The organism is Pseudomonas sp. 2hn (assembly GCF_019646095.1).
GTDB classification, from domain to species: Bacteria; Pseudomonadota; Gammaproteobacteria; order Pseudomonadales; family Pseudomonadaceae; genus Aquipseudomonas; species Aquipseudomonas peradeniyensis.
In genome coordinates, this window is the sequence record NZ_CP081016.1 from 1067964 (window position 1) to 1093281 (window position 25318).

Consider the following 25318-nt stretch of genomic DNA (forward strand, 5'->3'; position numbering starts at 1 on the left):
CGCGCCCGGCTTGCCCGGGCGCGGTTTTTTCATGCCTGTGATTTGCGCGCGGCATGCCACTGCTGGCGTGCGCTGTCGTCCTGGAAGCTCCAGGCGACCATGCGGCTCTGCTTCTGCCCCTGGCCCATCTCGACGATGCGCAGGGCCTTCACCCCGGCCTTCTTCAAGGCCGCCTCGATACCCGGCAGGTTGCTGGCCTTGGACACCAGGCTGGTGAACCACAGCACCTGGGCCGCGTACTGAGCGCTTTCGGCGACCAGTTGGCTGACGAAGCGAATCTCGCCACCTTCGCACCACAGTTCGTTGTTCTGCCCGCCAAAGTTCAGCACTGGCAGCTTGCGCTTGTGGTCCTGCTTGCCGAGGTTCTTCCACTTGCGCTGGCTGCCGCGGGTGGCTTCCTCGCGGGAGGCGTGGAACGGCGGGTTGCACAGGGTGACGTCGAAGCGTTCGTCGGCTTGCAGCAGGCCACTGAGAATGTGCCTGGGCTGCGCTTGCTGGCGCAGGCTGATGGCCTTGTCGAGCTTGTTGGCCTGGACGATGGCCTTGGCCGAGGCCAGGGCCATGTCGTCGATGTCGGAGCCGGTGAAGCGCCAGCGGTAGTCGCTGTGGCCGAGCAGGGGGTAGATGCAGTTGGCGCCGACGCCGATATCCAGGGCGCGCACCTGGGCGCCACGGGGGATCTCGCCGGCATTGTCCTCGGCCAGCAGGTCGGCCAGCACGTGGATGTAGTCGGCGCGGCCAGGGATTGGCGGGCACAGGTAGTCGGCCGGGATGTCCCAGTGCTGGATGCCGTACTGGGCCTTGAGCAGGGCGCGGTTGAACACCCGCACGGCCTCGGGGTTGGCGAAGTCGATGCTGGGCTTGCCGTAGGGATTTGTAATGGTGAAGCGGGCCAGGTCAGGGTGTGCCTTGATCAGCGCGGGAAAGTCGTAGCGGCCCTGGTGGCGGTTGCGTGGGTGCAGGGTAGGTTTCTGAGTCATGGTTTGGTCCCGGAAAGCATCGCGGGGCAAGCCCGCTCCCACGTTCTCGCCCCTGTAGTGGGGGATGGCGTGGGAGCGGGCTTGCCCCGCGATGGCTTCACTGAATATTACAGCGCAGCAATCCGCGCATGCTGCTCGGTGAAGTTGGCCAGGGCCTGCTCCGACTCGGCCAGCTTGGCGCGTTCCTTCTCGATCACCGCAGGCGGCGCCTTGTCGACGAAGGCGGCGTTGGACAGCTTGCCACCCACGCGCTGGACCTCGCCCTGCAGGCGCTGGATCTCCTTGCTCAGGCGCGCCAGCTCCGCGTCCTTGTCGATCAGGCCGGCCATCGGTACCAGCACCTGCAGGTCACCCACCAGCGCGGTGGCCGACAGCGGCGCTTCGTCCTGCTCGCCGAGCACGGTGAACGACTCGACCTTGGCCAGCTTCTTCAGCAGGGCTTCGTTTTCCTGCAGGCGACGCTGGTCGTCGGCGTTGGCGTTCTTCAGGAACAGCGGCAGCGGCTTGCCCGGGCCGATGTTCATCTCGGCGCGGATGTTGCGCAGGCCCACCATCAGCTCCTTGAGCCACTCGATGTCGCCTTCGGCGGCGGCGTCGATGCGGCTTTCGTTCGCTTCAGGCCACGGCTGCAGCATGATGGTCTTGCCTTCGATGCCGGCCAGCGGCGCGATGCGCTGCCAGATCTCTTCGGTGATGAACGGCATGAACGGGTGCGCCAGGCGCAGGGCGACTTCCAGCACGCGCACCAGGGTGCGACGGGTGCCGCGGGCGCGCTCGACCGGGGCGTTCTCGTCCCACAGCACCGGCTTGGACAGCTCCAGGTACCAGTCGCAGTACTGGTTCCAGATGAACTCGTACAGGGCCTGGCTGGCCAGGTCGAAGCGGAACTGCTCGAGCTGGCGGGTAACCTCGGCTTCGGTGCGCTGCAGCTGCGAGATGATCCAGCGGTCGGCCAGCGACAACTCGTAGGCCTCGCCGTTCTGGCCGCAGTCCTCGCCCTTGTCCAGCACGTAGCGGGCGGCGTTCCAGATCTTGTTGCAGAAGTTGCGGTAGCCTTCGACGCGGCCCATGTCGAACTTGATGTCACGACCGGTGGAGGCCAGCGAACAGAAGGTGAAGCGCAGGGCGTCGGTGCCGTAGCTGGCGATGCCTTCGGGGAACTCGGCCTTGGTCTGCTTGGCGATCTTCTCGGCCAGCTTCGGCTGCATCATGCCGCTGGTGCGTTTTTCCAGCAGGGCGTCGAGGGTGATGCCGTCGACGATGTCCAGCGGGTCGAGGACGTTGCCCTTGGACTTGGACATCTTCTGGCCCTGGCCGTCGCGGACCAGACCGTGCACGTAGACGGTCTTGAACGGGACCTGCGGGGTGCCGTCCTCGTTCTTGATCAGGTGCATCGTCAGCATGATCATCCGGGCGACCCAGAAGAAGATGATGTCAAAGCCCGTGACCAGCACGTCGGTGGAGTGGAATTTCTTCAGGAACTCGGTCTGCTCCGGCCAGCCCAGGGTGGAGAAGGTCCACAGGCCCGAGCTGAACCAGGTGTCGAGCACGTCGTCGTCCTGGCGCAGCTTCACCTCGTTGCCCAGGTTGTGCTTGGCGCGCACTTCGGCCTCGTCACGGCCGACGTAGACCTGGCCGGCCTCGTCGTACCAGGCCGGGATGCGGTGGCCCCACCACAGCTGGCGGCTGATGCACCAGTCCTGGATATCGCGCATCCAGGAGAAGTACATGTTCTCGTACTGCTTGGGCACGAACTGGATGCGGCCGTCTTCCACGGCGGCGATGGCAGGCTCGGCCAGCGGCTTGGTGGAGACATACCACTGGTCGGTCAGCCACGGCTCGATGACGGTGCCCGAACGGTCGCCCTTCGGTACCTTCAGGGCGTGGTCGTCGATGCTGACCAGCAGGCCCTGGGCGTCCAGGTCGGCGACCATCTGCTTGCGCGCGACAAAGCGGTCGAGGCCGGCGTACTGGGCCGGCAGCGAGGTGTCGATACCTTCGTTGACGCTGCCGTCGAGGTTGAACGCCTGCACGGCGGCCAGCACGGTGGCGTTCTTGTCGAAGATATTGAGCAGCGGCAGGTTGTGGCGCTTGCCGACTTCATAGTCGTTGAAGTCGTGGGCCGGGGTGATCTTCACGCAGCCGGTGCCGAACTCCGGGTCGCAGTAGTCGTCGGCGACGATCGGGATGCGACGGCCGACCAGCGGCAGTTCGACGAACTTGCCGATCAGTGCCTGGTAGCGCTCGTCGGTCGGGTTGACCGCGACGGCGACGTCACCCAGCAGGGTTTCCGGACGGGTGGTGGCGACCACCAGGTGGTCCTTGCCTTCGGCGGTCTTGGCGCCGTCGGCCAGCGGGTAGCGCAGGTTCCACAGGTGGCCCTTCTCGTCGTGGTTTTCCACTTCGAGGTCGGAAATCGCCGTGTGCAGCTTGGTGTCCCAGTTGACCAGGCGCTTGCCGCGGTAGATCAGGCCGTCTTCGTGCAGGCGCACGAAAGCCTCTTTGACCGCTTCCGACAGGCCGTCGTCCATGGTGAAGCGCTCGCGGCTCCAGTCCACCGACGAGCCCAGGCGGCGGATCTGGCGGCTGATGTTGCCGCCCGATTGATCCTTCCACTCCCAGACCTTCTCCAGGAACTTCTCACGACCCAGGTCGTGACGGTTCTGGCCCTTGGCCTCGAGCTGGCGCTCTACCAGCATTTGGGTGGCGATACCGGCGTGGTCGGTGCCCGGCTGCCACAGGGTGTCGCGACCCTGCATGCGGCGGAAGCGGATCAGCGCGTCCATGATCGCGTTGTTGAAGCCGTGGCCCATGTGCAGGCTGCCGGTCACGTTCGGCGGCGGGATCATGATGGTGTAGGACTCGCCTGCACCTTGTGGAGCGAAATAGTTCTCGGACTCCCAGGTGTTGTACCAGGAAGTTTCGATGGCGTGCGGCTGGTAGGTCTTATCCATGCGCGGCGGGACCCTTAGGCATTAATTCGGGAAAGCCGGGAAGTATAACCAAGCTGCGCGCTTCAAGACAGGTGTAGCGCCCATCGCGGGGCAAGCCCGCTCCCACGTGTTGCCGTGGGAGCGGGCTTGCCCCGCGATCCGGACGAATGGTTACTCGGAACGCTTGAGCAACCGCTCCAGCCGCGCATCGAGGCGGCGCTTGATCTCGGTCTCGATATGCGGGGTGAAGTCGTTGATCACGTCCTGCATGATCAGTTGCGCGGCGGCGCGCAGTTCGGCGTCCAGGTGCAGCAGGGTGTCCTGCCGGCGGGTCTGGGCATCCTCTTCAGGTGCCGGGGCCGCTACCGGCGCTGCCTCGGCGACGGGCGGCGCGGGGGCCGGCTCGTCGAGCAGCAGGGGAATCTGCTCCACCGTCTCGGTCAGCAGCGGCGGTTGCAGGTCGGCGTCGCCCAGCAGCTCGCGGATCGACTCGAGGTCGTCGAGCAGGTGGGCGGAATGGGTCAGGGAGTTCAGCTGCTTGTCCATCGTCGTCAGAGTCGCTGTAAGCGGTGATCTTGCAGAGCATAGCCCTGTTCGCGGTAGAAACGGAATCGCTCGCGGGCGGCCAGGCGGATGGCCGGTTCCTCGACGACGATCTCGGCGACCCGTTCGAACTGGCCGACGAAGGCGGGGACATCGCCGCCCAGGTTGATCAGCAGGTCACGGTGTTCGCCGGCATCAGTGCCGATACCCAGCGCGACAATGGCGTCCGGGTGCTGTTCGGCGTGGTCGTGGGGCACGAAGGCCTCGCCCTTGAACTGCCACAGGCGCAGGTCGAGCTCGCCGCGTTGCGCCTCGTCCTGGCAATGCAGGTAGACCCGGTGGCCGAGGCGCCAGGCCTTTTCGCACAGCTTGCAGGCAAAATCCAGCCGCACCGACAGCGAGTCGCTGGGCAGGATGTAGAAATCGACTTTGCTCATGATCGTCCAGTGCCGGCCGGTGGCGCGCAGGGCGCCACCGGCCGTGCGCCATCAGGCGCCAGCGCGGTCCAGCAGGTACTGGGTGAGCAGCGGCACCGGGCGGCCCGAGGCGCCCTTGTCCTTGCCGCCGCTGATCCAGGCGGTGCCGGCGATGTCCAGGTGCGCCCAGTGGTAGGCCTTGGCGAAGCGCGACAGGAAGCAGCCGGCGGTGATGGTGCCGGCCTTCGGGCCACCGATGTTGGCGATGTCGGCGAACGGGCTGTCCAGTTGCTCCTGGTACTCGTCGAACAGCGGTAGCTGCCAGGCGCGGTCGTCGGCACGCTTGCCGGCGTCCAGCAGTTGGCCGACCAGCGCGTCGTCGTTGCCCATCAGGCCCGAGGTGTGGCTGCCCAGGGCGACGATGCAGGCGCCGGTCAGGGTGGCGATGTCGATCACCGCCTGCGGCTTGAAGCGCTCGGCGTAGGTGAGGGTGTCGCACAGCACCAGGCGGCCTTCGGCGTCGGTGTTGAGGATCTCGACGGTCTGCCCGCTCATGGTGGTGACGATGTCGCCCGGGCGGGTGGCGCCGCCGCTCGGCATGTTCTCGGCGCAGGCCAGCAGGCACACCAGGTTGATCGGCAGCTGCAGCTCGAGCACGGCGCGCAGGGTGCCGAACACGCTGGCGGCGCCGCACATGTCGTATTTCATCTCATCCATGCCGGCGCCAGGCTTGAGGCTGATGCCGCCGGTGTCGAAGGTGATGCCCTTGCCGACCAGCACGAACGGTTTCTCGCTCTTCTTGCCGCCCTGGTAGTTGAGCACGATCAGCCGCGGTGGCTGGTCGCTGCCCTGGCCCACGGCGTAGAACGCGCCCATGCCCAGGTCCTTGATCTTCTTCTCGTCCAGCACCTCGACCTTGAGGCCCTTGTGCGCCTTGCCCAGGTCCTTGGCCTGTTCGGCGAGGAAGCTCGGGTGGCAGACGTTCGGCGGCAGGTTGCCCAGGTCGCGGGTGAAGGCCATGCCGGTGGCGATGGCGCTGGCGTGCTTCACGGCGCGCTCGGCCTCGGCCTGGCCGGCCTTGGCGGTGAGCAGGGTGACTTTCTTGATGGCGCGGGGCTCGGCCTTCTGGCTCTTGTAGCGGTCGAATACGTAGTTGCCGTCGAGCAGGGTCTCGGCCAGCAGGCGGTACTTGCCGTAGTGGCCGTCGCGGCCGGTGACGGCGATGTCGTCCAGGGCCAGCACGGCATCACTGCCGCCCAGGCCCTTGAGTACGCCTGCGACGCTGGCGACCAGCTTGCGCCAGGCGCGATCGCCGAGGGCTTCGTCCTTGCCGCTGCCGACCAGCAGCACGCGCTCGGCCTTCAGGCCCGGCAGGTTGTGCAGCAGCAGGGTCTGGCCCGGCTTGCCGGCCAGGTCGCCACGCTTGAGCAGCGCGCTGATCGCGCCTTCGCTGGCCTGGTCGACGGCCTTGGCGGTGGCGCCGAGCTTGCGCCCTTCACCGACGGGTACGACCAAGGTCGCGGTCTTGACGGATACAGCGGCTACGCTCTTTACAACCAATTCCATGTCTGGGGTCCCCGAATGATCTGTCTGTCAGTGGGCGCTGTCTTTCGCAAGCGCTCGGAACACGCGGCTGGCGGGCGATGCCTGCCAGCGGAAAAGCTGCCAGTTTGAGCCTGCCGCGACCACGATGACAACCCCGATATGCGCCATGCTGCGTGGCCAAGTGACAGGCGCCGTCAATCACAGGATAATGCGCGCACTTTTACATGGAGGTTCGCCTTGGCGAACCGGCATTGGTCTTGGCTGTCCGAATCGTTCGTTTGGCTGTCCGCCCCTGACAACCCAGGAGTGTCTGGTTTGATCGTCTTTCGTTATCTGTCCCGCGAGGTCCTGGTGACCTTGAGCGCCGTCAGCGCCGTGCTGCTGGTGATCATCATGAGCGGGCGCTTCATCAAGTACCTGGCCCAGGCGGCCCAGGGCGCGCTCGATCCTAGCGTGCTGTTCATGATCATGGGGTTCCGCCTGCCGGGCTTCCTGCAACTGATCCTGCCGCTGGGGCTGTTCCTCGGCATCCTGCTCGCCTATGGCCGGTTGTATCTCGAAAGCGAGATGACCGTGCTGTCGGCCACCGGCATGAGCCAGCAGCGCCTGCTGACCGTGACCATGGTGCCGGCGGCGCTGGTGGCCCTGCTGGTCGCCTGGCTGAGCCTGAGCCTGGCGCCCCTGGGCGTTGCCCAGGTGCAGAAGATCATCGCCCAGCAGGATGCCCTGACCGAGTTCGACACCCTGGTGCCGGGCCGTTTCCAGACCCTGCGCGACGGTTCCCGGGTGACCTACACCGAGCAACTGTCCGATGACCGCATCAAGCTCGGCGGGGTGTTCATCTCCGAGAAGCGCTTCAACCAGGACAAGACCAAGGACCGCGCGCCTTCGGTGCTGGTTGCCGAGAAGGGCCACCAGGAAGTGCAGGCCGACGGCAACCGTTATCTGGTGCTGGAGAACGGCTACCGCTACGACGGCAACCCGGGCCAGGCCGACTACCGGGCGATCAAGTACGACACCTATGGCGTGCTGCTGCCCAAGCCGGAAGTCGCCGAGGAAGTCACCGAGCGCGAAGCGATCCCGACGTCCGAACTGTTCGGACATGAAGGCATTCGCGAGCGTGCCGAGCTGCAATGGCGCCTGTCGCTGCCACTGCTGGTGTTCGTCGTGACCTTGCTGGCTGTGCCGCTGTCGCGCGTCAATCCACGCCAGGGCCGCTTCCTCAAGTTGCTGCCGGCGATCCTTTTGTACATGGCCTATCTGACGATGCTGATTTCCGTGCGTAGCGCCCTGGAGAAGGGCAAGCTGCCCATCTCGCTGGGCATGTGGTGGGTCCATGGCCTGTTCCTGCTGATCGGCCTGGCGCTGATGTACTGGGAGCCGCTGCGTCTCAAGCGCGCCGCCCGTCGTGCGGAGGTGGCCCGTGGTTAAACTGGACCGCTACATCGGCAAGAGCGTGCTGCTGGCGATCGCCGCCGTGCTGGGCATCATCCTTGGCCTGGCCTCGCTGTTCGCCCTGATCGACGAACTGAACGACCTGAGCGCGACCTACACCTTCATGGACGCTGGCAGCTTCGTCCTGCTGACCGCGCCGCGCCGGCTTTACGACATGCTGCCGATGGCGGCCCTGATCGGCTGCCTGATCGGCCTGGGCAGCCTGGCCAGCAGCAGCGAATTGACCATCATGCGTGCCGCCGGCGTGTCCATCGGCCGCATCGTCTGGGCGGTGATGAAGCCGATGCTGGTGCTGATGCTGGTCGGCCTGCTGATCGGCGAGTACGTGGCCCCGGTGACCGAGAACAAGGCCCAGGCCGACCGTTCGCTGGCCCAGGGCGGTGGCGAGGCGCAAAGCTCCAAGCGCGGCATGTGGCACCGCCAGGGCGAGGAGTTCGTGCACATCAACTCGGTGCAGCCCAATGGCCTGCTGCTGGGCGTGACCCGCTACCGTTTCGACGCCGAGCGCAAGATCCAGACCTCCAGCTTCGCCCGCCGGGCGCAGTATGTGGAAGGCAAGTGGATGCTCAACGATGTCTCCACCACCTACTTCCGCGGCGACCACACCGAAGTGGTCAAGAGCCCCGAGGAAGTGTGGGACGTCTCGGTGACACCGGAGCTGCTCAATACCGTGGTGCTGGCGCCGGAGTCGCTGTCGATCACCGGGCTGTGGGACTACATCCACTACCTGGCCGACCAGGGGCTGAACAACTCGCGTTACTGGCTGGCGTTCTGGACCAAGGTCCTGCAGCCGTTGGTTACTGCGGCGCTGGTGTTGATGGCGATCTCGTTCATCTTCGGCCCGCTGCGTTCCGTGACCCTGGGTCAGCGCGTGTTCACCGGCGTGCTGGTGGGCTTCGTGTTCCGTATCGCCGGGGACCTGCTGGGGCCATCGAGCCAGGTGTTCGGCTTCCCGCCGTTGCTGGCGGTGGTGATCCCGGCGGGGATCTGTGCGCTGGCTGGTTTGTGGTTGATGCGTCGGGCCGGATAATGGCCTGAGCTGCAAAAAAAAGCCGACCCTTGGGTCGGCTTTTTTGTGAGCAGGACTGTTGTAGGAGCGGCCTTGTGCCGCGAAAGGGGCCGCAGAGCGGCACAAGGATCTACGCCACGATACGAATCGCCGGGGCCGCTTTGCGGCCCTTTCGCGGCACAAGGCCGCTCCTACAGGGTGGTCGTCGTCCGGGCTACTTCTTGCGCTTGGGCAGACGCACCAGCTGTGTCTCGGAGTAAATGTCGTGCCAACTGCGCTGGCGCTTGTCGATCAGCGACCAGAAGAACCCCAGCCCCAGGCACAGCCAGGAGGCGATGGACACCAGGAAGCGCAGCAGCGCCTGCCACAGGCTGATGGCGCTGCCGTCGGCGTTCTGCACGCGCACGCCCCACACCTGCATGCCCAGGGTCTGGCCGCCGTGGGTCCAGAACTTGGCGAAGAAGCCGAACAGGGCGAACAGCAGGATCGTCGACAGCAGCGGGTCGCCATCCAGTGCACCGGCCTCGGTCAGTTCGCGCATGCGTGCCTCGCCGATGATCGCCATCTGGATCATCTTGTAGGCGCCGGCGGTGACGATCAGCAGGGCGGTACACAGCAGGAAGTCATAGAACATCGCCGCCAGCCGGCGACCCAGGCCGACGGGGGGGAAATCACCCTGGGGTGAGAGCAGGGGCTTGGACATGCAGGACGGCTCCGAATGACGAAGCCGCCATTCTACGGGCAAAAAAAAACCCCTGCACTTGGCAGGGGCTTTTTGAATTCGGGTAATCGCTTAAGCGACAACCTGAACTTTGTCAGCCTGCAGGCCTTTCTGGCCTTGCACGGCTTCGAAGGTGACTTTCTGGCCTTCTTTCAGGCTCTTGAAGCCGTTGCCTTCGATGGCACGGAAGTGAACAAACAGATCAGCACCGCTCTCAGGGGTGATGAAGCCGTAACCTTTCTCGTCATTGAACCACTTGACGGTACCGTTCTGACGCTCAGCCATTGTCTTATTTCCTATGAAACTTGAATTTTGATGACAGTTTCTTTCACGCATTTGTAAGTGAAAGACTACTGGGCTGGGTTGCAGGAAAGTAAGAGACGTCGAACGGGTTGTAGCAGATTGCGGCTACTGGCCCAGGTCACGAACTGTTGCGACCCATGCAAACACAGTGCGATGACTCTACGCCAACTGCCGAGCGAAAAACAAGCCCTTGCGGGGGGTGAAAATCAGGGTTTTCCCGATAACCGAACGATTTGTCGGAAACGGCGTGGCGCCTGGGCTGGCGCTATGTTCAGAAGTTATTGGACAGGTTCGAAAACGAATATGTCGAACCCGTCCAATCCACTCATTCAGCCACGGTAGTAACGTTGTGCCACGAAAGGCATTTTGCTGACCTTCAGGGCAACTTGCTTGCCACGGACGACGGCAAACAACGCCGTGTCGAGGGCCGCATGTTCGCTATCGACATAGCCCATGGCCACGGGCGCGCCGAGCGTCGGACCGAAGCCGCCGCTGCACACTTCGCCGACCACCTTGCCAGCCTGGTCGACGATCTGCGCGCCCTCACGCACCGGCGTGCGTTCCTGGGGCAGCAGGCCGACCCGCTTGCGCGCCACGCCAGCCTGTTGCTGGGCGAACACGGTGTCTGCCCCAGGGAAGCCACCAGCGCGCGTGCCATCGGCGCGGCGCACCTTGGAGATGGCCCACAGCAGGCTGGCCTCGATCGGGGTAGTGGTGGTGTCCATGTCGTGGCCGTACAGGCACAGGCCGGCTTCCAGGCGCAGCGAGTCGCGCGCGCCCAGGCCGATCGGCTGGACCTCGGGCTCGGCCAGCAGGCGGCGGGCCAGGGCTTCGGCGGCGGCGGCCGGCACCGAGATCTCGTAGCCGTCCTCGCCGGTATAGCCCGAGCGGCTGACGAAGCAGTCGTTGCCGAGCAGGCTGACCGGGCGGAACTGCATGAAGGTCATGCCGGCCACTTCCGGGGCCAGGCGCTCCAGCACCTTGACCGCCGCCGGACCTTGCAGGGCGAGCAGGGCGCGTTCCTCGAATAGTGGCTGGATCTCGCAGCGATCAGCGATATGTTTGCGCAGGTGCGCCAGGTCCTGGTCCTTGCAGGCGGCGTTGACCACCAGGAACAGGGTGTCGTCACCGAGGTTGGCGACCATCAGGTCGTCGAGGATGCCGCCCTCGGCGTTGGTGAACATGGCGTAGCGCTGCATGCCCACCGGCAGGTCGACGATGTCCACCGGCACCAGGGTTTCCAGGGCACGGGCGGCGTCGCTGCCGCGCAGGATGATCTGACCCATGTGCGAGACGTCGAACAGGCCGGCCTGCTCGCGGGTGTGCAGGTGCTCCTTGAGCACGCCCAGCGGGTACTGCACCGGCATGTCGTAGCCGGCGAAGGGCACCATGCGCGCGCCCAGTTCCAGGTGCAGGGCGTGCAGCGGGGTCTTGTGCAGTGTTTCGGACATCGGTGACTCCTCGTTTTTTGTTCGGGTCAACATTCGATGATGTTGACGGCCAGACCGCCGCGGGCGGTCTCCTTGTATTTGCTTTTCATGTCGGCGCCGGTCTGGCGCATGGTGCGGATGACCTTGTCGAGGGAGACGTAGTGCTGCCCGTCGCCGCGCAGGGCCATGCGCACCGCGTTGATCGCTTTCACCGAGCCCATGGCGTTGCGCTCGATGCAGGGCACCTGGACCAGCCCGCCGATGGGGTCGCAGGTCAGGCCCAGGTTGTGTTCCATGCCGATCTCGGCGGCGTTCTCCACCTGCTGCGGGCTGCCGCCCATCACTTCGCACAGGGCGCCGGCGGCCATCGAGCAGGCCACGCCGACCTCGCCCTGGCAGCCGACCTCGGCGCCGGAGATCGACGCATTTTCCTTGTAGAGGATGCCGATCGCCGCCGCGGTGAGCAGGAAGCGCACCACCCCGTCCTCATTGGCGCCAGGGACGAAGCGCATGTAGTAGTGCAACACCGCCGGGACGATGCCGGCGGCGCCGTTGGTCGGTGCGGTGACCACCCGCCCGCCATAAGCGTTCTCCTCGTTCACCGCCAGGGCATAGAGGTTGACCCAGTCGAGCACCGACAGCGCGTCACGCAGGCTGGCCTCCGGATGACGGCTGAGCTGGCGGTACAGCGCCGGCGCCCGGCGCTTGACCTTGAGCCCGCCGGGCAGGATGCCCTCATGCCTGCAACCCGCCTCGACGCAGTCCTGCATCACCTGCCAGATGCGCAGCAGGCCGGCGCGGGTCTCGGCCTCCGGGCGCCAGGCGGCTTCGTTGGCCAGCATCACCTGGCTGAACGACAGCTGCTGGGTGGTGCAATGGGCCAGCAGTTCCTTGCCGGTCTTGAACGGGTAGGCCAGCACGGTGCTGTCCTCGACGATGCGGTCGTGGCCTGCGGCCTCCTCGTCGACCACGAAGCCGCCGCCCACCGAGTAGTACTCGCGGCTGCGGATCTGCAGGCCGGCGGCGTCGAAGGCGCGGAAGATCATGCCGTTGGGGTGGTAGTCCAGCGGCTTGCGGATCATCGCCAGGTGCTGCTTCTCGACGAAGACGATTTCATGTTCGCCGAGCAGGCGCAGGCGGCCGCTGTCGCGGATCGCCTGCAGGCGGGCGGGTATGGTTTCGGTGTCGACGGTATCGGGATGTTCGCCTTCCAGGCCCAGCAGCACGGCCTTGTCGCTGCCGTGACCCTTGCCGGTGGCGCCGAGCGAGCCGTACAGCTCGGCCTTGACGCTGACCGTGCCGTCCAGCAGGCCGTCACGGCGCAGGCCTTCGGCGAAGCGCGCGGCGGCGCGCATCGGGCCGACTGTGTGCGAGCTGGAGGGGCCGATGCCGATCTTGAACAGGTCGAAGACGCTCAGGGACATGGTGATCTCCTAACCGGCTCTTGGGGTTGATGGTGACCCTGTGGGAGCGGGTTTACCCGCGAATGCGTCGGTGAATTCACTATTGCATTCGCGGGTAAACCCGCTCCCACAGGGGCCGAGGCCCGCCTCACAGGTGTGGGCAGGCCTGGGCTATCAGACGTCCTGATAGCTCTCGATCGACGGGCAGGCGCAGACCAGGTTGCGGTCGCCGAACACGTTGTCGACTCGGCCCACCGGTGGCCAGTACTTGCCTTCCACCAGGCTCGGCAGCGGGTACACCGCCTGCTCGCGGCTGTAGCCGTGGGTCCATTCGCCGGCCAGCTCCGCCGCGGTGTGCGGGGCGTTCTTCAGCGGGTTGTCGTCCTTGTCCAGGCTGCCATTCTCGACGGCGCGAATTTCCTCGCGGATCTGGATCATCGCGTTGCAGAAGCGGTCCAGTTCCTCTTTGGACTCGCTTTCGGTCGGTTCGATCATCAGCGTGCCGGCCACCGGGAAGGACATGGTCGGGGCGTGGAAGCCGAAGTCGATCAGGCGCTTGGCCACGTCGTCGACGCTGATGCCGCTGGTGTCCTTGAGCGGACGCAGGTCGAGGATGCACTCATGCGCCACCAGGCCGTTGCCGCCGGTGTACAGCACAGGATAGTGCTCTTCCAGGCGACGGGCGATGTAGTTGGCGTTGAGGATCGCCATCTGCGAGGCGCGCTTGAGGCCCGCGCCACCCATCATGCGAATGTACATCCAGGTGATCGGCAGAATGCTGGCGCTGCCGAACGGTGCGGCGCACACGGCACCGGCAGTGTTCTCCAGCGTCGCGTGGCCGGGAAGGAACGGCACCAGGTGCGACTTGACGCCGATCGGGCCGACGCCCGGGCCGCCACCGCCGTGGGGGATGCAGAAGGTCTTGTGCAGGTTCAGGTGCGAGACGTCGCCGCCGAACTTGCCCGGGGCACACAGGCCGACCATGGCGTTCATGTTGGCGCCGTCGATGTACACCTGGCCGCCGTTGTCATGGATGATCGCGCAGATCTCGCCGATGGCTTCCTCGAACACGCCGTGGGTCGACGGGTAGGTGATCATGATCGCCGCCAGGCGCTCGCGGTGCTCGATGGCCTTGGCGCGCAGGTCGTCGATGTCGACGTTGCCGCGGGCGTCGCAGGCGGTGACCACCACGCGCATGCCGGCCATGTGCGCAGTGGCGGGGTTGGTGCCGTGGGCCGAGGACGGGATCAGGCAGATGTCGCGGTGGCTGTCACCGCGGCTGCGGTGGTAGGCACGGATCGCCAGCAGGCCTGCGTACTCGCCCTGGGAACCGGCGTTGGGCTGCAGCGACACGGCGTCATAGCCGGTGGCGGCGCAGAGCATGGCTTCCAGCTCGGTGGTCATCTGCAGGTAGCCCTGGCTCTGCTCGGCCGGGGCGAACGGGTGCAGGTTGCCGAACTCGGCCCAGGTCACCGGGATCATCTCACTGGCGGCGTTGAGCTTCATGGTGCACGAGCCCAGCGGGATCATGCTGCGGTCCAGCGCCAGGTCCTTGTCGGCCAGGCGGCGCAGGTAGCGCATCAGCTCGGTTTCGCTGTGATAGCGGTTGAACACCGGGTGCTCGAGGATGGCCGACTGGCGCAGCAGGCCAGCCGGCAGGCGCACGGCGACAGTGTTGGCCAGGGCGGTGAAGTCAGGGGTGGCCTGGCCGTCGGCGAACAGCTGCCACAGGGCCTCGACATCGGCCTGGCTGCTGGTTTCGTCCAGCGACAGGCCCAGCTGGGTGATGTCGACCTGGCGCAGGTTGATGCCCTGGGCGCGGGCCTTGTCGTGCAGGGCGGCGGTGGCGCTGCCGGTGGCCAGGGTCAGGGTGTCGAAGAACTCGTCGGTGACAACTTTCACGCCCAGCTTGGTCAGGCCGGTGGCGAGGATCGCGGTCAGCGCGTGGGTGCGTTCGGCGATGCGCTTGAGGCCGGCCGGGCCGTGGTACACGGCGTACATGCTGGCGATGTTGGCCAGCAGCACCTGGGCGGTGCAGATGTTGCTGGTGGCCTTCTCGCGGCGGATGTGCTGTTCGCGGGTCTGCATGGCCAGGCGCAGGGCGCTCTTGCCGAAGCGGTCGATCGACACGCCGACCAGGCGGCCCGGCATGTCACGCTTGAACGCATCGCGGGTGGCGAAGTAGGCCGCGTGCGGGCCACCGAAGCCCAGCGGCACACCAAAGCGCTGGGCGCTGCCAATGGCCACGTCGGCGTCGAACTCGCCTGGCGGGGTGAGCAGGGTCAGGGCCAGCAGGTCGGCGGCCACGGCCACCAGGGCGCCGGTGGCGTGGAAGCGCTGCACCACTTCGCGGTAGTCGAACACGTCACCGTTGCTGGCCGGGTATTGCAGCAAGGCGCCGAAGTAGGCGCTGACGTCGCCCAGTTCACGTTCGTCGCCCACCACCACCTCGATGCCCAGCGGCTCGGCACGGGTGCGCAGCACGTCGAGGGTCTGCGGGTGGCTGTGCACGGAGGCGAAGAAGGCGTGGCTGGCCTTGTTCTTCGACAGGCGCTTGCAGAAGGTCATGGCTTCGGCGGCGGCGGTGGCCTCGTCGAGCAGGGAGGCGTTGGCGATCGGCAGGCCGGTGAGGTCGCTGATCAGGGTCTGGAAGTTCAGCAGCGCTTCCAGGCGGCCTTGGGAGATCTCTGGCTGGTACGGGGTGTAGGCGGTGTACCAGGCCGGGTTTTCCAGGAGGTTGCGCAGGATCGGCGCCGGGGTGTGGGTGTTGTAATAGCCCTGGCCGATGTAGCTCTTGAACAGCTGGTTCTTGCCGGCAATGGCTTTCAGCGCGGCGAGGGCATCGGCCTCGCTCTGGCCGTCTTCGCTGCCGAGCACGCTGGTGCCCTTGATGCTGTCGGGGATGACTGCGGCGGTCATGGCCTCCAGCGAGTCGAAGCCCAGGGTGGTGAGCATGGCTTGCTCGTCAGCGGCGCGCGGGCCGATGTGACGGGCGATGAATTCGTTGGCGGTGCCGAGGTTGAGGGTCATGGTGCGGTACCTCAGGCGTCGTCGTTGGCTTTGAGCAGGCGGTCGTAGGCAGCCTGGTCGAGCAGGGCGGCCACTTGGCTCATGTCGGCGGGGATGAAGCGGAAGAACCAGCCTTCGCCCAGCGGGTCTTCGTTGACCAGCTCGGGGCTGTCGTTCAGGCCTTCATTGACAGCGACCACTTCACCGGTCAGCGGCATGTACACGCCGCTGGCGGCTTTGACCGATTCCACGGTGGAGGCTTCGGCGCCCTTGTCGTACTGCTGCAGTTCCGGCAGTTGCACATAGACCACGTCGCCGAGGGCGTTCTGGGCGTAGGCGGTAATGCCCACGGTGACGCTGCCATCGGCTTCGACGCGCAGCCATTCGTGATCTTCGGTGAAACGCAACTCGCTCATGGGAATTCCTCGGGAAGCAGGGGGCGTTGGGCGCGGTAGGCTCCGCGCTCTTAAGGTTGGAATTCCCTTAGCAATAATGCGGCCAGATAACAAAAATCCTTATTAATCAATAAGTTAATTATATTTCGTAGGTTTTATGTCATTCGCTTGGAACGAAATCGATACAGATGAGCAGGAAATCAAAAGCGTTGCAGGATCAAACCCTTGCAAAGGCGCATGCAAATGGATGTGTATCGATATCGTTACGTCGTAATGAAATCGATACGACAGGTGTGGCCTGAGTCAACCTCGGGTTGGAATTCCGTACTTGCGCAAGCGCTGGGCAATGGCCGTATGCGAAGTCTGCAAGCGTCCGGCCAACTGCCGGGTCGAGGGGTAGCTGGCATACAGGCGCTGCAACAGTTCGCGCTCGAAATCCCCCACCGCCTGTTCCAGGCTGGCCACCTCGCCATCCTGGCCGCGTGCCACCGAGGTGCCAGCGATATCCAGGTCATCGATATCCACCAAGTTGCTTTCACAGATGGCCGCGGCGCGGAAGATCACGTTCTGTAGCTGGCGCACATTGCCCGGCCAGGGGTTGGCCAGCAGCGCCGGATGCGTGGCAGGCGCCAGTCGGCAGGCTGGGCGCTGGATCTGGGTGCAGGCCTGCTGCATGAAGAACTGCGCCAGCGACAGGATGTCCTGGCCGCGCTCGCGCAGGGGCGGGACTTGCAGGTTGAGCACGTTGAGGCGGTAGAACAGGTCTTCGCGGAAGGTGCCCTCGGCGACCATGCGTTCCAGGTCGCGGTGAGTGGCGCTGATGATGCGCACATCCACTTTCACCTCGCGGTCGCCGCCGACCCGGCGGAAGCTGCCGTCGCTGAGAAAACGCAGGAGCTTGGCCTGCAGGTACGGCGACATTTCGCCGATCTCGTCGAGGAACACCGTGCCCTGGTTGGCCAGCTCCATCAGCCCGGGCTTGCCGCCACGTTGCGCGCCGGTGAAGGCGCCGGGGGCATAGCCGAACAGTTCGCTCTCGGCCAGGCTCTCGGGCAGCGCCGCGCAGTTGAGGGCCAGGAACGGCGCGGCATGGCGACTGCTGATGGCGTGGCAGGCACGGGCCACCAGTTCCTTGCCGGTGCCTGTCTCGCCGTGCACCAGCAGTGGCGCATCGAGGGTGGCCACGCGCAAGGCGCGGGCCTTGAGGGTGCGGATTGCCGGGGAGTCGCCGAGCATGGCGTCGAAACCCTCGGCGTGATCGTGGTGCAGTGCCGACAGGCGTTCGCCCATGCGGTTGGGCGGGTAAAGGGTCAGCAGGCCGCCGGCGTGGGTGATCGGCGTGGCATCGAGCAGTAGGCTCTGGCCGTTCAACTGCATTTCGCGCATGGGCAGGTGGAAATTGTTGTCCAGCAGGGCCTGGAGCAGGTCCGGATCACCGAACAGTTCGCCCACCGAACGCCCGGCGGACTCACGTCCGCACAGGGCGATCAGCGCCGGGTTGGCCAGCAGCACCTTGCCCGCGCTGTCCACCGCCAGCACCGGGTCGCTCATGGCGGCGAGCAGGGCGTCGAGCTGCAGGTGCCGGCGTTGGCCGGGGAGGATGTCGACCACTTCCACCGATTGCACGCCGTGCACCTCGAGCAGGGCGTCGTGCAGCTCTTCAAGCACGGCGGGGCTGAGGGTCGGGGCGTCGATGTAGACGTTTGGCGGGACCATCTCCACGGCATCGAGGTTGAGGTTGCGGGCGCCGAGCAGGGCCAGGACTTCCTGGGTGATGCCGACGCGGTCGATGAAGCTGACGTGGATGCGCATGATGAGCGAGGCTTTGGCCGGGATGGGCGTCAGTATGCCTTGCGATGTCGTTCTAGCCCACTGTTGCCGGGGCTGCTGCGCAGCCCTTTCGCGGCACAAGGCCGCTCCTACAGGGGCGTGCGATCCCTGTAGGAGCGGCCTTGTGCCGCGAAAGGGCCGCGCAGCGGCCCCAAGGATCACTCCAGATGTTCAGGCTTGATCGGGTCACCCGATTTCACATCCAGCTTGGTGCGAATGTCTTCGAACATGTAGTCATACAGCTTGTGCGGCGAGCCGAGGTTCTCGAACTTCTTCGGCGCTGGCAGGTAGGACTGGGCCTTGCGGCTCAGTTGCATCAAAAAACTCGGCAGTACCTGGTCCTTGGCCAGGAAGAACTTTTCGTCCACCGCCTTGCCTTCGATCTTGCCATGCATGCGGAACTGGATGCCGCGGCCTTCACTCGGGTCCGACACGGCCTCGTAGTCGATGCACAGGTCGTAGCTGTGGTCGTTGGTGTTCAGCGCGGTGCGCTCGATATGCACGTGACCAGGTTGATACTGGGCCATGGCGAGTCCTCCGGAAGGTTGAAAACGGCGGGCGCCAGGCACCCGCCAACTGCATTCAACGGTAGCTGATACCGGGCTTGGCGGTGGAAACCCGCGTGCCGGCGGTGCCCTTGACGATGTCCTCGATGTTCTCCAGCGAGCTGATCACCGCCACCTTGCCGGTGTGGCGGGCGAAATCGCAGGCGGCCTGCACCTTCGGCCCCATGGAGCCTGCAGCGAAACCGAGCTTCTCGAGCTCCTCAGGGTGGGCCTGGGCGATGGCCTTCTGGGTCGGTTTGCCGAAATCGATGTACGCCGCGTCGACGTCGGTGGCGATGATCAGCAGGTCGGCTTCCAGCTGTTCGGCCAGCAGCGCCGAGCACAGGTCCTTGTCGATCACCGCCTCGATGCCCTTGAGCTTGCGGTTCTCGTCGTACATGGTGGGGATGCCGCCGCCGCCGGCGCAGATCACGATGCTGCTCTTCTCCAGCAGCCACTTGATCGGGCGGATCTCGAAGATGCGCTTGGGTTTCGGGCTGGCCACCACGCGGCGGTACTTGTCGCCGTCGGGCTTGACCACCCAGCCTTTTTCCTTGGCCAGGCGCTCGGCCTCGTCCTTGGCGTAGACCGGGCCAATGAACTTGGTCGGATCCTTGAACGCCGGGTCGTTGGCGTCCACTTCCACCTGGGTGAGCAGGGTGGCGAACGGCACCTCGAAGGCCAGCAGGTTGCCCAGCTCCTGTTCGATCATGTAGCCGATCATGCCTTCGGTCTCGGCGCCGAGCACGTCCAGCGGATAGGCTTCATCCGGCTTGTACGACAGCCCCTGCAGCGACAGCAGGCCGACCTGCGGGCCGTTGCCGTGGGCGATGACCAGTTCATTGCCGGGGTGGATCTTGGCGATCTGCTCGGTGGCGGTGCGGATATTGGCGCGCTGGTTGTCGGCGGTCATCGGCTCGCCGCGGCGCAGCAGGGCGTTGCCGCCCAATGCAACAACGATACGCATGGGGAATGTCCTTTCGTGGAAAACCTGTAATCGTGGGAGCGGGCTTGACCCGCGATGGCGTCGGACCAGGCAACGATGCCATCGCGGCTGGCGCTATCGCGGGGCAAGCCCGCTCCCACCGAGGAACCCTACATGGCCATCAAAGGTCAGCCAGGGTCGACACCAGGATCGCCTTGATCGTGTGCATGCGGTTTTCCGCCTGCTCGAAGGCGATGCACGCCGGCGACTCGAACACGTCATCGGTGACTTCGATGCCGTTGGCCAGGTCCGGATACTGCTCGGCGATCTGCTTGCCGACCTTGGTCTCGGAGTTGTGGAACGCTGGCAGGCAGTGCATGAACTTGGTGCGTGGATTGCCGGTGGCTTTCATCAGATCCTTGTTCACCTGGTAGGGCTTGAGCAGTTTGATGCGCTCGCCCCAGGCTTCGATCGGCTCACCCATCGACACCCAGACGTCGGTGTGGACGAAGTCCACGCCCTTGACCGCGGCTTTCGGGTCTTCGGTCAGGGTGATGCGCGCGCCGCTTTCCTCGGCGTATTTATGGCAGCGCTCGACCAGGTCGTCATGGGGCCACAGGGCCTTGGGCGCGGCGATGCGCACGTCCATGCCGAGCTTGGCGCCGATCAGCAGCAGCGAGTTGCCCATGTTGTTGCGGGCGTCACCCAGGTAGGCGTAGCTGATGTCGTGCAGCGGCTTGTCGCTGTGCTCACGCATGGTCAGCACGTCGGCGATCATCTGGGTCGGGTGGTACTCGTCGGTCAGGCCGTTGAACACCGGCACGCCGGCGAACTTGGCCAGTTCCTCGACGATCTCCTGCTTGAAGCCACGGTACTCGATGGCGTCGTACATGCGCCCGAGCACGCGGGCGGTGTCCTTCATGCTCTCCTTGTGGCCGATCTGCGAGGAGTTGGGGTCGATGTAGGTGACGTTGGCGCCCTGGTCGTAGGCGGCGACTTCGAAGGCGCAGCGGGTGCGGGTCGAGGTCTTCTCGAAGATCAAGGCGATGTTGTTGCCCTTCAGGTGCTGCTGCTCGGTACCGGTGTACTTGGCGCGCTTGAGGTCGCGGGACAGGTCCAGCAGGTAGCGCAGCTCGCGGGTGCTGTGATGTTCGAGGCTGAGCAGGTTGCGGTTGTGGATGTTGAACGCCATGACGGTTCTCCTAGGATTCGGTGAGGTGTCCGGCCGCCGCCTCGTGGGCGCGGCCGGGTTCGATGGGCGTTAGTAGTCGATAGGGTCGCGCACGATCGGGCAGGTCATGCAGTGGCCGCCGCCGCGGCCCCGGCCCAGCTCGCCGGCGCTGATGGTGATGACCTCGATCCCGGCCTTGCGCAGCAAGGTGTTGGTGTAGGTGTTGCGGTCGTAGCCGATGACCACGCCGGGCTCCACGGCCACCACGTTGTTGCCGTCATCCCATTGTTCGCGCTCGGCGGCGAAGCTGTTGCCGCCGGTCTCGACCACGCGCAGCTTGACCCCCAGGTGCTCGCCGACCACTTCGATGAACGACTTGTTCTCGCGGCGCACGTCCATGCCATACGGCTTGCTTTCGTCCGGACGGATGATGAACGGCACGATCTCCTTGACCACTTCCGGGAAGACCGTGACCAGGTCGCGGTCGCAGAAGCTGAACACGGTGTCCAGGTGCATCGCGGCGCGGGATTTCGGCAGGCCGGCGACGATGACTTTCTCCACCGCGCCCTTGGCGAACAGGTTCTGTGCCAGTTGGCCGATGGCCTGGCGCGAGGTGCGCTCGCCCATGCCGATGAGCACGACGCCCTTGCCGATCGGCATCACGTCGCCGCCTTCGAGGGTGGCGTTGCCGTGGTCCTTGTCCGGGTCGCCGTACCAGACCTGGAAGTCGGCGTTGGTGAACTCCTTGTGGAACTTGTAGATGGCGGTGGTCAGCAAGGTTTCCTGGCGTCGCGCCGGCCAGTACATCGGGTTGAGCGTCACGCCGCCGTAGATCCAGCAGGTGGTGTCGCGGGTGAACTGGGTGTTGGGCAGTGGCGGCAGGATGAAGCTGGAGTGGCCCAGGTAGTCGTTGTACATCTTGACCACGCTGGCGCCTTCGCTTTCCGGCAGGTCCTGGCCGGCCACGCCGCCGATCAGGAATTCGGCCAGGTGGCGTGGATCGAGGCCTTCGAGCCAGCTGCGCACTTCATTGGTGAGGCCGACGCCGACGGTGTCGGAGGTGATCTTGCGGTCGAGAATCCACTTCAACGCTTCGGGTTGCTGGACGATGTCGGTCAGCAGGTTGTGCATCTCCAGCACATCGACGCCGCGCTCGCGCATCTTGGTGACGAAGTCGAAGTGGTCGCGCTTGGCCTGGTCGACCCAGATCACGTCGTCGAACAGCAGTTCGTCGCAGTTGCTCGGGGTCAGGCGCTTGTGCGCCAGGCCCGGGCTGCAGACCATCACTTTGCGCAGCTTGCCGGCTTCGGAATGGACGCCGTATTTCTGTTTCTCAGTGGACATGGTGAATCCTCCTGTAAAGCGAAGACGTGGGGTTCAGAGAGTCAGGAAGCCGTCGTACAGGCCATAGGCTGCCACCAGGGCGCCCGCGACCACGGCGGCGAAGATCAGTTTTTCCACGCTGGTGAAGATCGGTTGGCCAACTTCGCGCTTGGCCTTGGCGAACAGGATCGCGCCAGGGGCGTAGAGCAGGGCCGAGAGCAGCAGGTATTTCACGCCGCCGGCGTAGAGCAGCCAGATCGCGTAGAGCAGGGCGATGCCGCCGATGATCAGGTCTTTCTTGCGTTCGGCCAGGGCCTGTTCGTAGGTTTCGCTGCGCCAGGCCAGCAGGAAGGCATAGGCCGCCGACCACAGGTAGGGCACCAGGATCATCGAGGTGGCGAGGTAGATCAGCGACAGGTAGGTGCTGTTGGAGAACAGGGTGATGACCAGGAAGATCTGCACCATGGCGTTGGTCAGCCACAGGGCGTTGGCCGGCACATGGTTGGCGTTCTCGCGGCGCAGGAACTCCGGCATGGTGTGGTCCTTGGCGGCGGCGAACATGATCTCGGCGCAAAGCAGCACCCACGACAGCAGGGCGCCCAGCAGCGAGATGATCAGGCCGACGCTGATCAGCACCGCGCCCCAGTGGCCGACCACGTGTTCCAGCACCGCGGCCATCGACGGGTTCTGCAGCTTGGCCAGCTCCGGCTGGGTCATCACGCCCAGCGACAGCACGTTGACCAGCACCAGGAACAGCAGCACGGTGACGAAGCCGATGACCGTGGCCTTGCCGACGTCGGAGCGTTTTTCTGCACGGGAAGAGAAGATGCTCGCGCCTTCGATGCCGATGAACACCCACACGGTTACCAGCATCATGTTGCGCACCTGGTTCATCACGCTGCCCAGCTCCGGCGTGCCGACGGCCCAGATGTCGGCGGTGAATACGTCGAGCTTGAAGGCGAACAGGCAGATCAGCGCGAACAACGCCAGCGGCACGACCTTGGCCACGGTGGTGACCAGGTTGATGAAGGCGGCTTCCTTGATGCCGCGCAGCACCAGGAAGTGCACGGCCCACAGCAGGATCGAAGCACCGATCACCGCCGCCGGGGTGTTGCCTTCACCGAATACCGGGAAGAAATACCCCAGGGTGCTGAACAGCAGCACGAAGTAGCCGACGTTGCCCAGCCAGGCACTGATCCAGTAGCCCCAGGCCGAAGAGAAGCCCATGTAGTCGCCGAAACCGGCCTTGGCGTAGGCGTACACCCCGCCGTCAAGATCGGGCTTGCGGTTGGCCAGGGTCTGGAAGACGAAGGCGAGGGTGAGCATGCCCACCGCAGTGATGGCCCAGCCGATCAGCACGGCGCCGACGCCAGCGCTGGCGGCCATGTTCTGGGGCAACGAGAAGATCCCGCCACCGATCATCGAGCCGACGACAAGTGCAACGAGTGCACCTAGTTTTAGTTTTCCGGGAGAATCAGACATTTAACGACTCCGTACCAGGAGAAAGTTGACCTCAGAATAAATCTGACGCCTGGATCATTCGCTGACTTAGATCAGTTCATGCCCGCATGAAGATCAGAAAAATCCTTCACGCGCCTCCTGGAGGATGCCGACAGCTCTGACGCAGGCCTTGTGCGCTGGCACCTCCATGCCTTTCTAGAGCAAACGCTCCGTTTCGCCTGCGAACTGAGAAGTTAGTCCGTTTTGCGGTTTTCGCAAATTTTTCACAGCAAATAGCGACGGGTTTAGACGATCCGCAAAGTAGTCGACTAATGTGGTTTTTATTAAGGTGTCGGTATAGACAGCATGGTTATGAGTGCTATAGGTTTAATGGCTTTATTTGATAAAAAACTTGTAACAATAGTGTCGGCCAATACGTTCACGCGCGCCCGCGCACGAGGAGTCCTATGAGCGAACCGGGACAGAAACTGCGCCTAGGTGCGCTGATCGCGCTGGTGGTCGGCTCGATGATCGGTGGCGGGATCTTCTCGTTGCCGCAGAACATGGCGGCCCGCGCCGATGTCGGGGCGGTGCTGATCGGCTGGGGCATCACCGCGGTGGGGATGCTGGCGCTGGCCTTCGTGTTCCAGACCCTGGCCAACCGCAAGCCGGAGCTGGACTCCGGGGTGTACGCCTACGCCAAGGCCGGCTTCGGCGACTACATGGGCTTTTCTTCCGCGTGGGGCTACTGGATCAGTGCCTGGCTGGGTAACGTCGGCTACTTCGTGTTGCTGTTCAGTACCCTGGGCTTCTATTTCCCGGTGTTCGGCGAAGGCAACACGCCGGTGGCCATCGGCTGCGCCTCGCTGCTGCTGTGGGCGGTGCATTTCCTGGTGCTGCGCGGCATCAAGGAGGCCGCCTTCATCAACCAGGTGACCACCGTGGCCAAGGTCGTGCCGCTGCTGATGTTCATCGTCATCGCCGCCTTCGCCTTTCGCGCCGACATCTTTACCCGCGACATCTGGGGCCTGAGCAATCCGCAGTTCGGCAGCGTGCTGGAGCAGGTGCGCAACATGATGCTGGTGACGGTGTTCGTGTTCATCGGCATCGAGGGCGCGAGTGTCTATTCGGGGCGGGCGCTGCATCGCTCGGACGTGGGCAAGGCCACCGTGGTCGGTTTTCTCGGCGTGCTGGCGTTGCTGGTGCTGGTCAACGTGCTGTCGCTGGGGGTGATGACCCAGCCGGAGCTGGCTGGCTTGCAGAACCCCTCCTTGGCTTCGGTGCTGGAGCATATCGTCGGGCCGTGGGGGGCGCTGTTGATCAGCATCGGCCTGGCGGTGTCGCTGCTGGGTGCATTGCTGTCGTGGGCGCTGCTGTGCGCCGAGATTCTCTATGCCACCGCCCGGGACAAGACCATGCCGCGCTTCCTGGCGCGGGAGAATGCCAACCAGGTGCCGGCCAACGCCCTGTGGCTGACCAATGTGATGATCCAGGGCTTCCTGCTGATCACGCTGTTCTCGGCGGGGACCTACACCAGCCTGATCTACCTGGCGTCATCGATGATCCTGGTGCCGTACTTCTGGTCGGCGGCCTATGCGGTGCTGCTGGCCTGCCGCGGTGAAGGCTACCAGGGGCAGGCGGGGCTGCGGCGCAAGGACCTGCTGGTGGCGGCGATCGCGCTGCTGTACGCGGTCTGGCTGCTGTATGCCGGAGGGCTCAAGTACGTGCTGCTGTCGGCGCTGCTGTATGCGCCTGGGGTGATCCTGTTCGCCCGGGCCAAGCAAGAGCAGGGGCAGGTGCTGTTCACTGCGTGGGAGAAATTGATCTTCGCGGCGGTGCTGGCGGGGGCGGGGCTGGCGGCGTACGCCCTGTATTCGGGGTTGTTGAGCCTGTGATCAGGCCGGGCATTGACCCTGTAGGAGCGGCCTTGTGCCGCGAAAGG

Annotated in this window: 20 protein-coding genes; 3 read left to right on the forward strand and 17 right to left on the reverse strand. The window is 64.9% G+C overall.

Annotation, left to right across the window (positions count from 1 at the left end):
* Positions 1-29 precede the first annotated feature (29 nt).
* The 5 genes from rlmF to K2O50_RS05025 all read right to left on the reverse strand — a co-directional run bounded on the left by rlmF (position 30) and on the right by K2O50_RS05025 (position 6438).
* Positions 30-980 (reverse strand): 23S rRNA (adenine(1618)-N(6))-methyltransferase RlmF, encoded by a 951-nt coding sequence (gene rlmF / locus K2O50_RS05005; RefSeq protein WP_050704114.1) that lies wholly within the window; start codon positions 978-980, stop codon positions 30-32.
* A 107-nt stretch (positions 981-1087) separates the two neighbouring features.
* Positions 1088-3934, reverse strand: coding sequence for a valine--tRNA ligase (locus tag K2O50_RS05010; RefSeq protein WP_050704115.1), 2847 nt, complete (start codon positions 3932-3934; stop codon positions 1088-1090).
* 150 nt (positions 3935-4084) lie between these two features.
* The gene (locus K2O50_RS05015) at positions 4085-4459 is read right to left on the reverse strand and encodes a hypothetical protein (RefSeq protein ID WP_050704116.1); all 375 of its coding nucleotides are present in this window, start codon (positions 4457-4459) and stop codon (positions 4085-4087) included.
* 5 nt (positions 4460-4464) lie between these two features.
* Positions 4465-4893, reverse strand: coding sequence for a DNA polymerase III subunit chi (locus K2O50_RS05020; RefSeq protein WP_050704117.1), 429 nt, complete (start codon positions 4891-4893; stop codon positions 4465-4467).
* Between the two features lie 51 nt (positions 4894-4944).
* Positions 4945-6438: a leucyl aminopeptidase gene (locus tag K2O50_RS05025; RefSeq protein ID WP_050704118.1), complete on the reverse strand. Its 1494-nt coding sequence runs from the start codon at positions 6436-6438 to the stop codon at positions 4945-4947.
* Between the two features lie 294 nt (positions 6439-6732).
* Here K2O50_RS05025 and lptF point away from each other — a divergent pair, with 294 nt between their 5' ends.
* Together lptF and lptG are read left to right on the forward strand one after the other, a co-directional pair.
* Positions 6733-7848: an LPS export ABC transporter permease LptF gene (gene lptF, locus K2O50_RS05030; protein ID WP_050704119.1), complete on the forward strand. Its 1116-nt coding sequence runs from the start codon at positions 6733-6735 to the stop codon at positions 7846-7848.
* Positions 7841-8902, forward strand: a complete 1062-nt coding sequence (lptG, locus tag K2O50_RS05035) for an LPS export ABC transporter permease LptG (protein WP_050704120.1) — start codon at positions 7841-7843, stop codon at positions 8900-8902. The genes lptF and lptG overlap by 8 nt, the downstream gene beginning before the upstream one ends.
* Before the next feature lie 193 nt (positions 8903-9095).
* Here lptG and K2O50_RS05040 read toward each other — a convergent pair whose 3' ends face one another.
* The 12 genes from K2O50_RS05040 to arcD (K2O50_RS05095) form a co-directional block, all read right to left on the reverse strand.
* Positions 9096-9584 (reverse strand): RDD family protein, encoded by a 489-nt coding sequence (locus K2O50_RS05040; RefSeq protein WP_028691993.1) that lies wholly within the window; start codon positions 9582-9584, stop codon positions 9096-9098.
* 90 nt (positions 9585-9674) lie between these two features.
* Positions 9675-9887, reverse strand: coding sequence for a cold-shock protein (locus K2O50_RS05045; RefSeq protein ID WP_050704121.1), 213 nt, complete (start codon positions 9885-9887; stop codon positions 9675-9677).
* Between the two features lie 347 nt (positions 9888-10234).
* Entirely contained in the window at positions 10235-11356 is a 1122-nt protein-coding gene (gene gcvT, locus K2O50_RS05050; protein ID WP_050704122.1) for a glycine cleavage system aminomethyltransferase GcvT, read from the reverse strand.
* Between the two features lie 26 nt (positions 11357-11382).
* The gene (locus tag K2O50_RS05055) at positions 11383-12759 is read right to left on the reverse strand and encodes an L-serine ammonia-lyase (protein ID WP_050704123.1); all 1377 of its coding nucleotides are present in this window, start codon (positions 12757-12759) and stop codon (positions 11383-11385) included.
* 153 nt (positions 12760-12912) lie between these two features.
* A complete protein-coding gene (gene gcvP / locus K2O50_RS05060; RefSeq protein WP_050704124.1) occupies positions 12913-15768 on the reverse strand; it encodes an aminomethyl-transferring glycine dehydrogenase in 2856 nt (951 codons plus the stop codon).
* A gap of 11 nt (positions 15769-15779) precedes the next feature.
* The gene (gcvH, locus tag K2O50_RS05065; protein WP_050704125.1) at positions 15780-16163 is read right to left on the reverse strand and encodes a glycine cleavage system protein GcvH; all 384 of its coding nucleotides are present in this window, start codon (positions 16161-16163) and stop codon (positions 15780-15782) included.
* Positions 16164-16445: 282 nt separating this feature from the next.
* Entirely contained in the window at positions 16446-17954 is a 1509-nt protein-coding gene (locus tag K2O50_RS05070) for a sigma-54-dependent transcriptional regulator (protein WP_050704126.1), read from the reverse strand.
* Between the two features lie 176 nt (positions 17955-18130).
* Positions 18131-18499, reverse strand: coding sequence for a DUF5064 family protein (locus K2O50_RS05075; protein ID WP_050704127.1), 369 nt, complete (start codon positions 18497-18499; stop codon positions 18131-18133).
* Between the two features lie 55 nt (positions 18500-18554).
* On the reverse strand, positions 18555-19484 hold the full coding sequence (gene arcC / locus K2O50_RS05080) for a carbamate kinase (protein ID WP_050704128.1): 930 nt from the start codon (positions 19482-19484) through the stop codon (positions 18555-18557).
* A 139-nt stretch (positions 19485-19623) separates the two neighbouring features.
* A complete protein-coding gene (locus K2O50_RS05085) occupies positions 19624-20634 on the reverse strand; it encodes an ornithine carbamoyltransferase (RefSeq protein WP_050704129.1) in 1011 nt (336 codons plus the stop codon).
* Between the two features lie 69 nt (positions 20635-20703).
* Positions 20704-21957, reverse strand: a complete 1254-nt coding sequence (gene arcA, locus K2O50_RS05090; protein ID WP_028691983.1) for an arginine deiminase — start codon at positions 21955-21957, stop codon at positions 20704-20706.
* Positions 21958-21990: 33 nt separating this feature from the next.
* Entirely contained in the window at positions 21991-23418 is a 1428-nt protein-coding gene (gene arcD / locus K2O50_RS05095) for an arginine-ornithine antiporter (protein WP_050704130.1), read from the reverse strand.
* Positions 23419-23843: 425 nt separating this feature from the next.
* Between arcD (K2O50_RS05095) and arcD (K2O50_RS05100) the strand changes: the two genes are divergently transcribed.
* A complete protein-coding gene (gene arcD, locus K2O50_RS05100; protein WP_050704131.1) occupies positions 23844-25271 on the forward strand; it encodes an arginine-ornithine antiporter in 1428 nt (475 codons plus the stop codon).
* Positions 25272-25318: the final 47 nt, after the last annotated feature.

Coding starts and splice junctions, on each gene's coding strand:
- K2O50_RS05010 (WP_050704115.1), bottom strand. CDS start 3,934: ATGGATAAGACCTACCAGCCGCACGCCATCGAAACTTCCTGGTACAAC.
- rlmF (WP_050704114.1), bottom strand. CDS start 980: ATGACTCAGAAACCTACCCTGCACCCACGCAACCGCCACCAGGGCCGC.
- K2O50_RS05085 (WP_050704129.1), bottom strand. CDS start 20,634: ATGGCGTTCAACATCCACAACCGCAACCTGCTCAGCCTCGAACATCAC.
- K2O50_RS05075 (WP_050704127.1), bottom strand. CDS start 18,499: ATGGCCCAGTATCAACCTGGTCACGTGCATATCGAGCGCACCGCGCTG.
- arcA (WP_028691983.1), bottom strand. CDS start 21,957: ATGTCCACTGAGAAACAGAAATACGGCGTCCATTCCGAAGCCGGCAAG.
- gcvT (WP_050704122.1), bottom strand. CDS start 11,356: ATGTCCGAAACACTGCACAAGACCCCGCTGCACGCCCTGCACCTGGAA.
- arcD (WP_050704130.1), bottom strand. CDS start 23,418: ATGTCTGATTCTCCCGGAAAACTAAAACTAGGTGCACTCGTTGCACTT.
- gcvP (WP_050704124.1), bottom strand. CDS start 15,768: ATGACCCTCAACCTCGGCACCGCCAACGAATTCATCGCCCGTCACATC.
- K2O50_RS05045 (WP_050704121.1), bottom strand. CDS start 9,887: ATGGCTGAGCGTCAGAACGGTACCGTCAAGTGGTTCAATGACGAGAAA.
- arcD (WP_050704131.1), top strand. CDS start 23,844: ATGAGCGAACCGGGACAGAAACTGCGCCTAGGTGCGCTGATCGCGCTG.
- gcvH (WP_050704125.1), bottom strand. CDS start 16,163: ATGAGCGAGTTGCGTTTCACCGAAGATCACGAATGGCTGCGCGTCGAA.
- K2O50_RS05015 (WP_050704116.1), bottom strand. CDS start 4,459: ATGGACAAGCAGCTGAACTCCCTGACCCATTCCGCCCACCTGCTCGAC.
- K2O50_RS05070 (WP_050704126.1), bottom strand. CDS start 17,954: ATGCGCATCCACGTCAGCTTCATCGACCGCGTCGGCATCACCCAGGAA.
- K2O50_RS05025 (WP_050704118.1), bottom strand. CDS start 6,438: ATGGAATTGGTTGTAAAGAGCGTAGCCGCTGTATCCGTCAAGACCGCG.
- K2O50_RS05020 (WP_050704117.1), bottom strand. CDS start 4,893: ATGAGCAAAGTCGATTTCTACATCCTGCCCAGCGACTCGCTGTCGGTG.
- K2O50_RS05040 (WP_028691993.1), bottom strand. CDS start 9,584: ATGTCCAAGCCCCTGCTCTCACCCCAGGGTGATTTCCCCCCCGTCGGC.
- arcC (WP_050704128.1), bottom strand. CDS start 19,484: ATGCGTATCGTTGTTGCATTGGGCGGCAACGCCCTGCTGCGCCGCGGC.
- K2O50_RS05055 (WP_050704123.1), bottom strand. CDS start 12,759: ATGTCCCTGAGCGTCTTCGACCTGTTCAAGATCGGCATCGGCCCCTCC.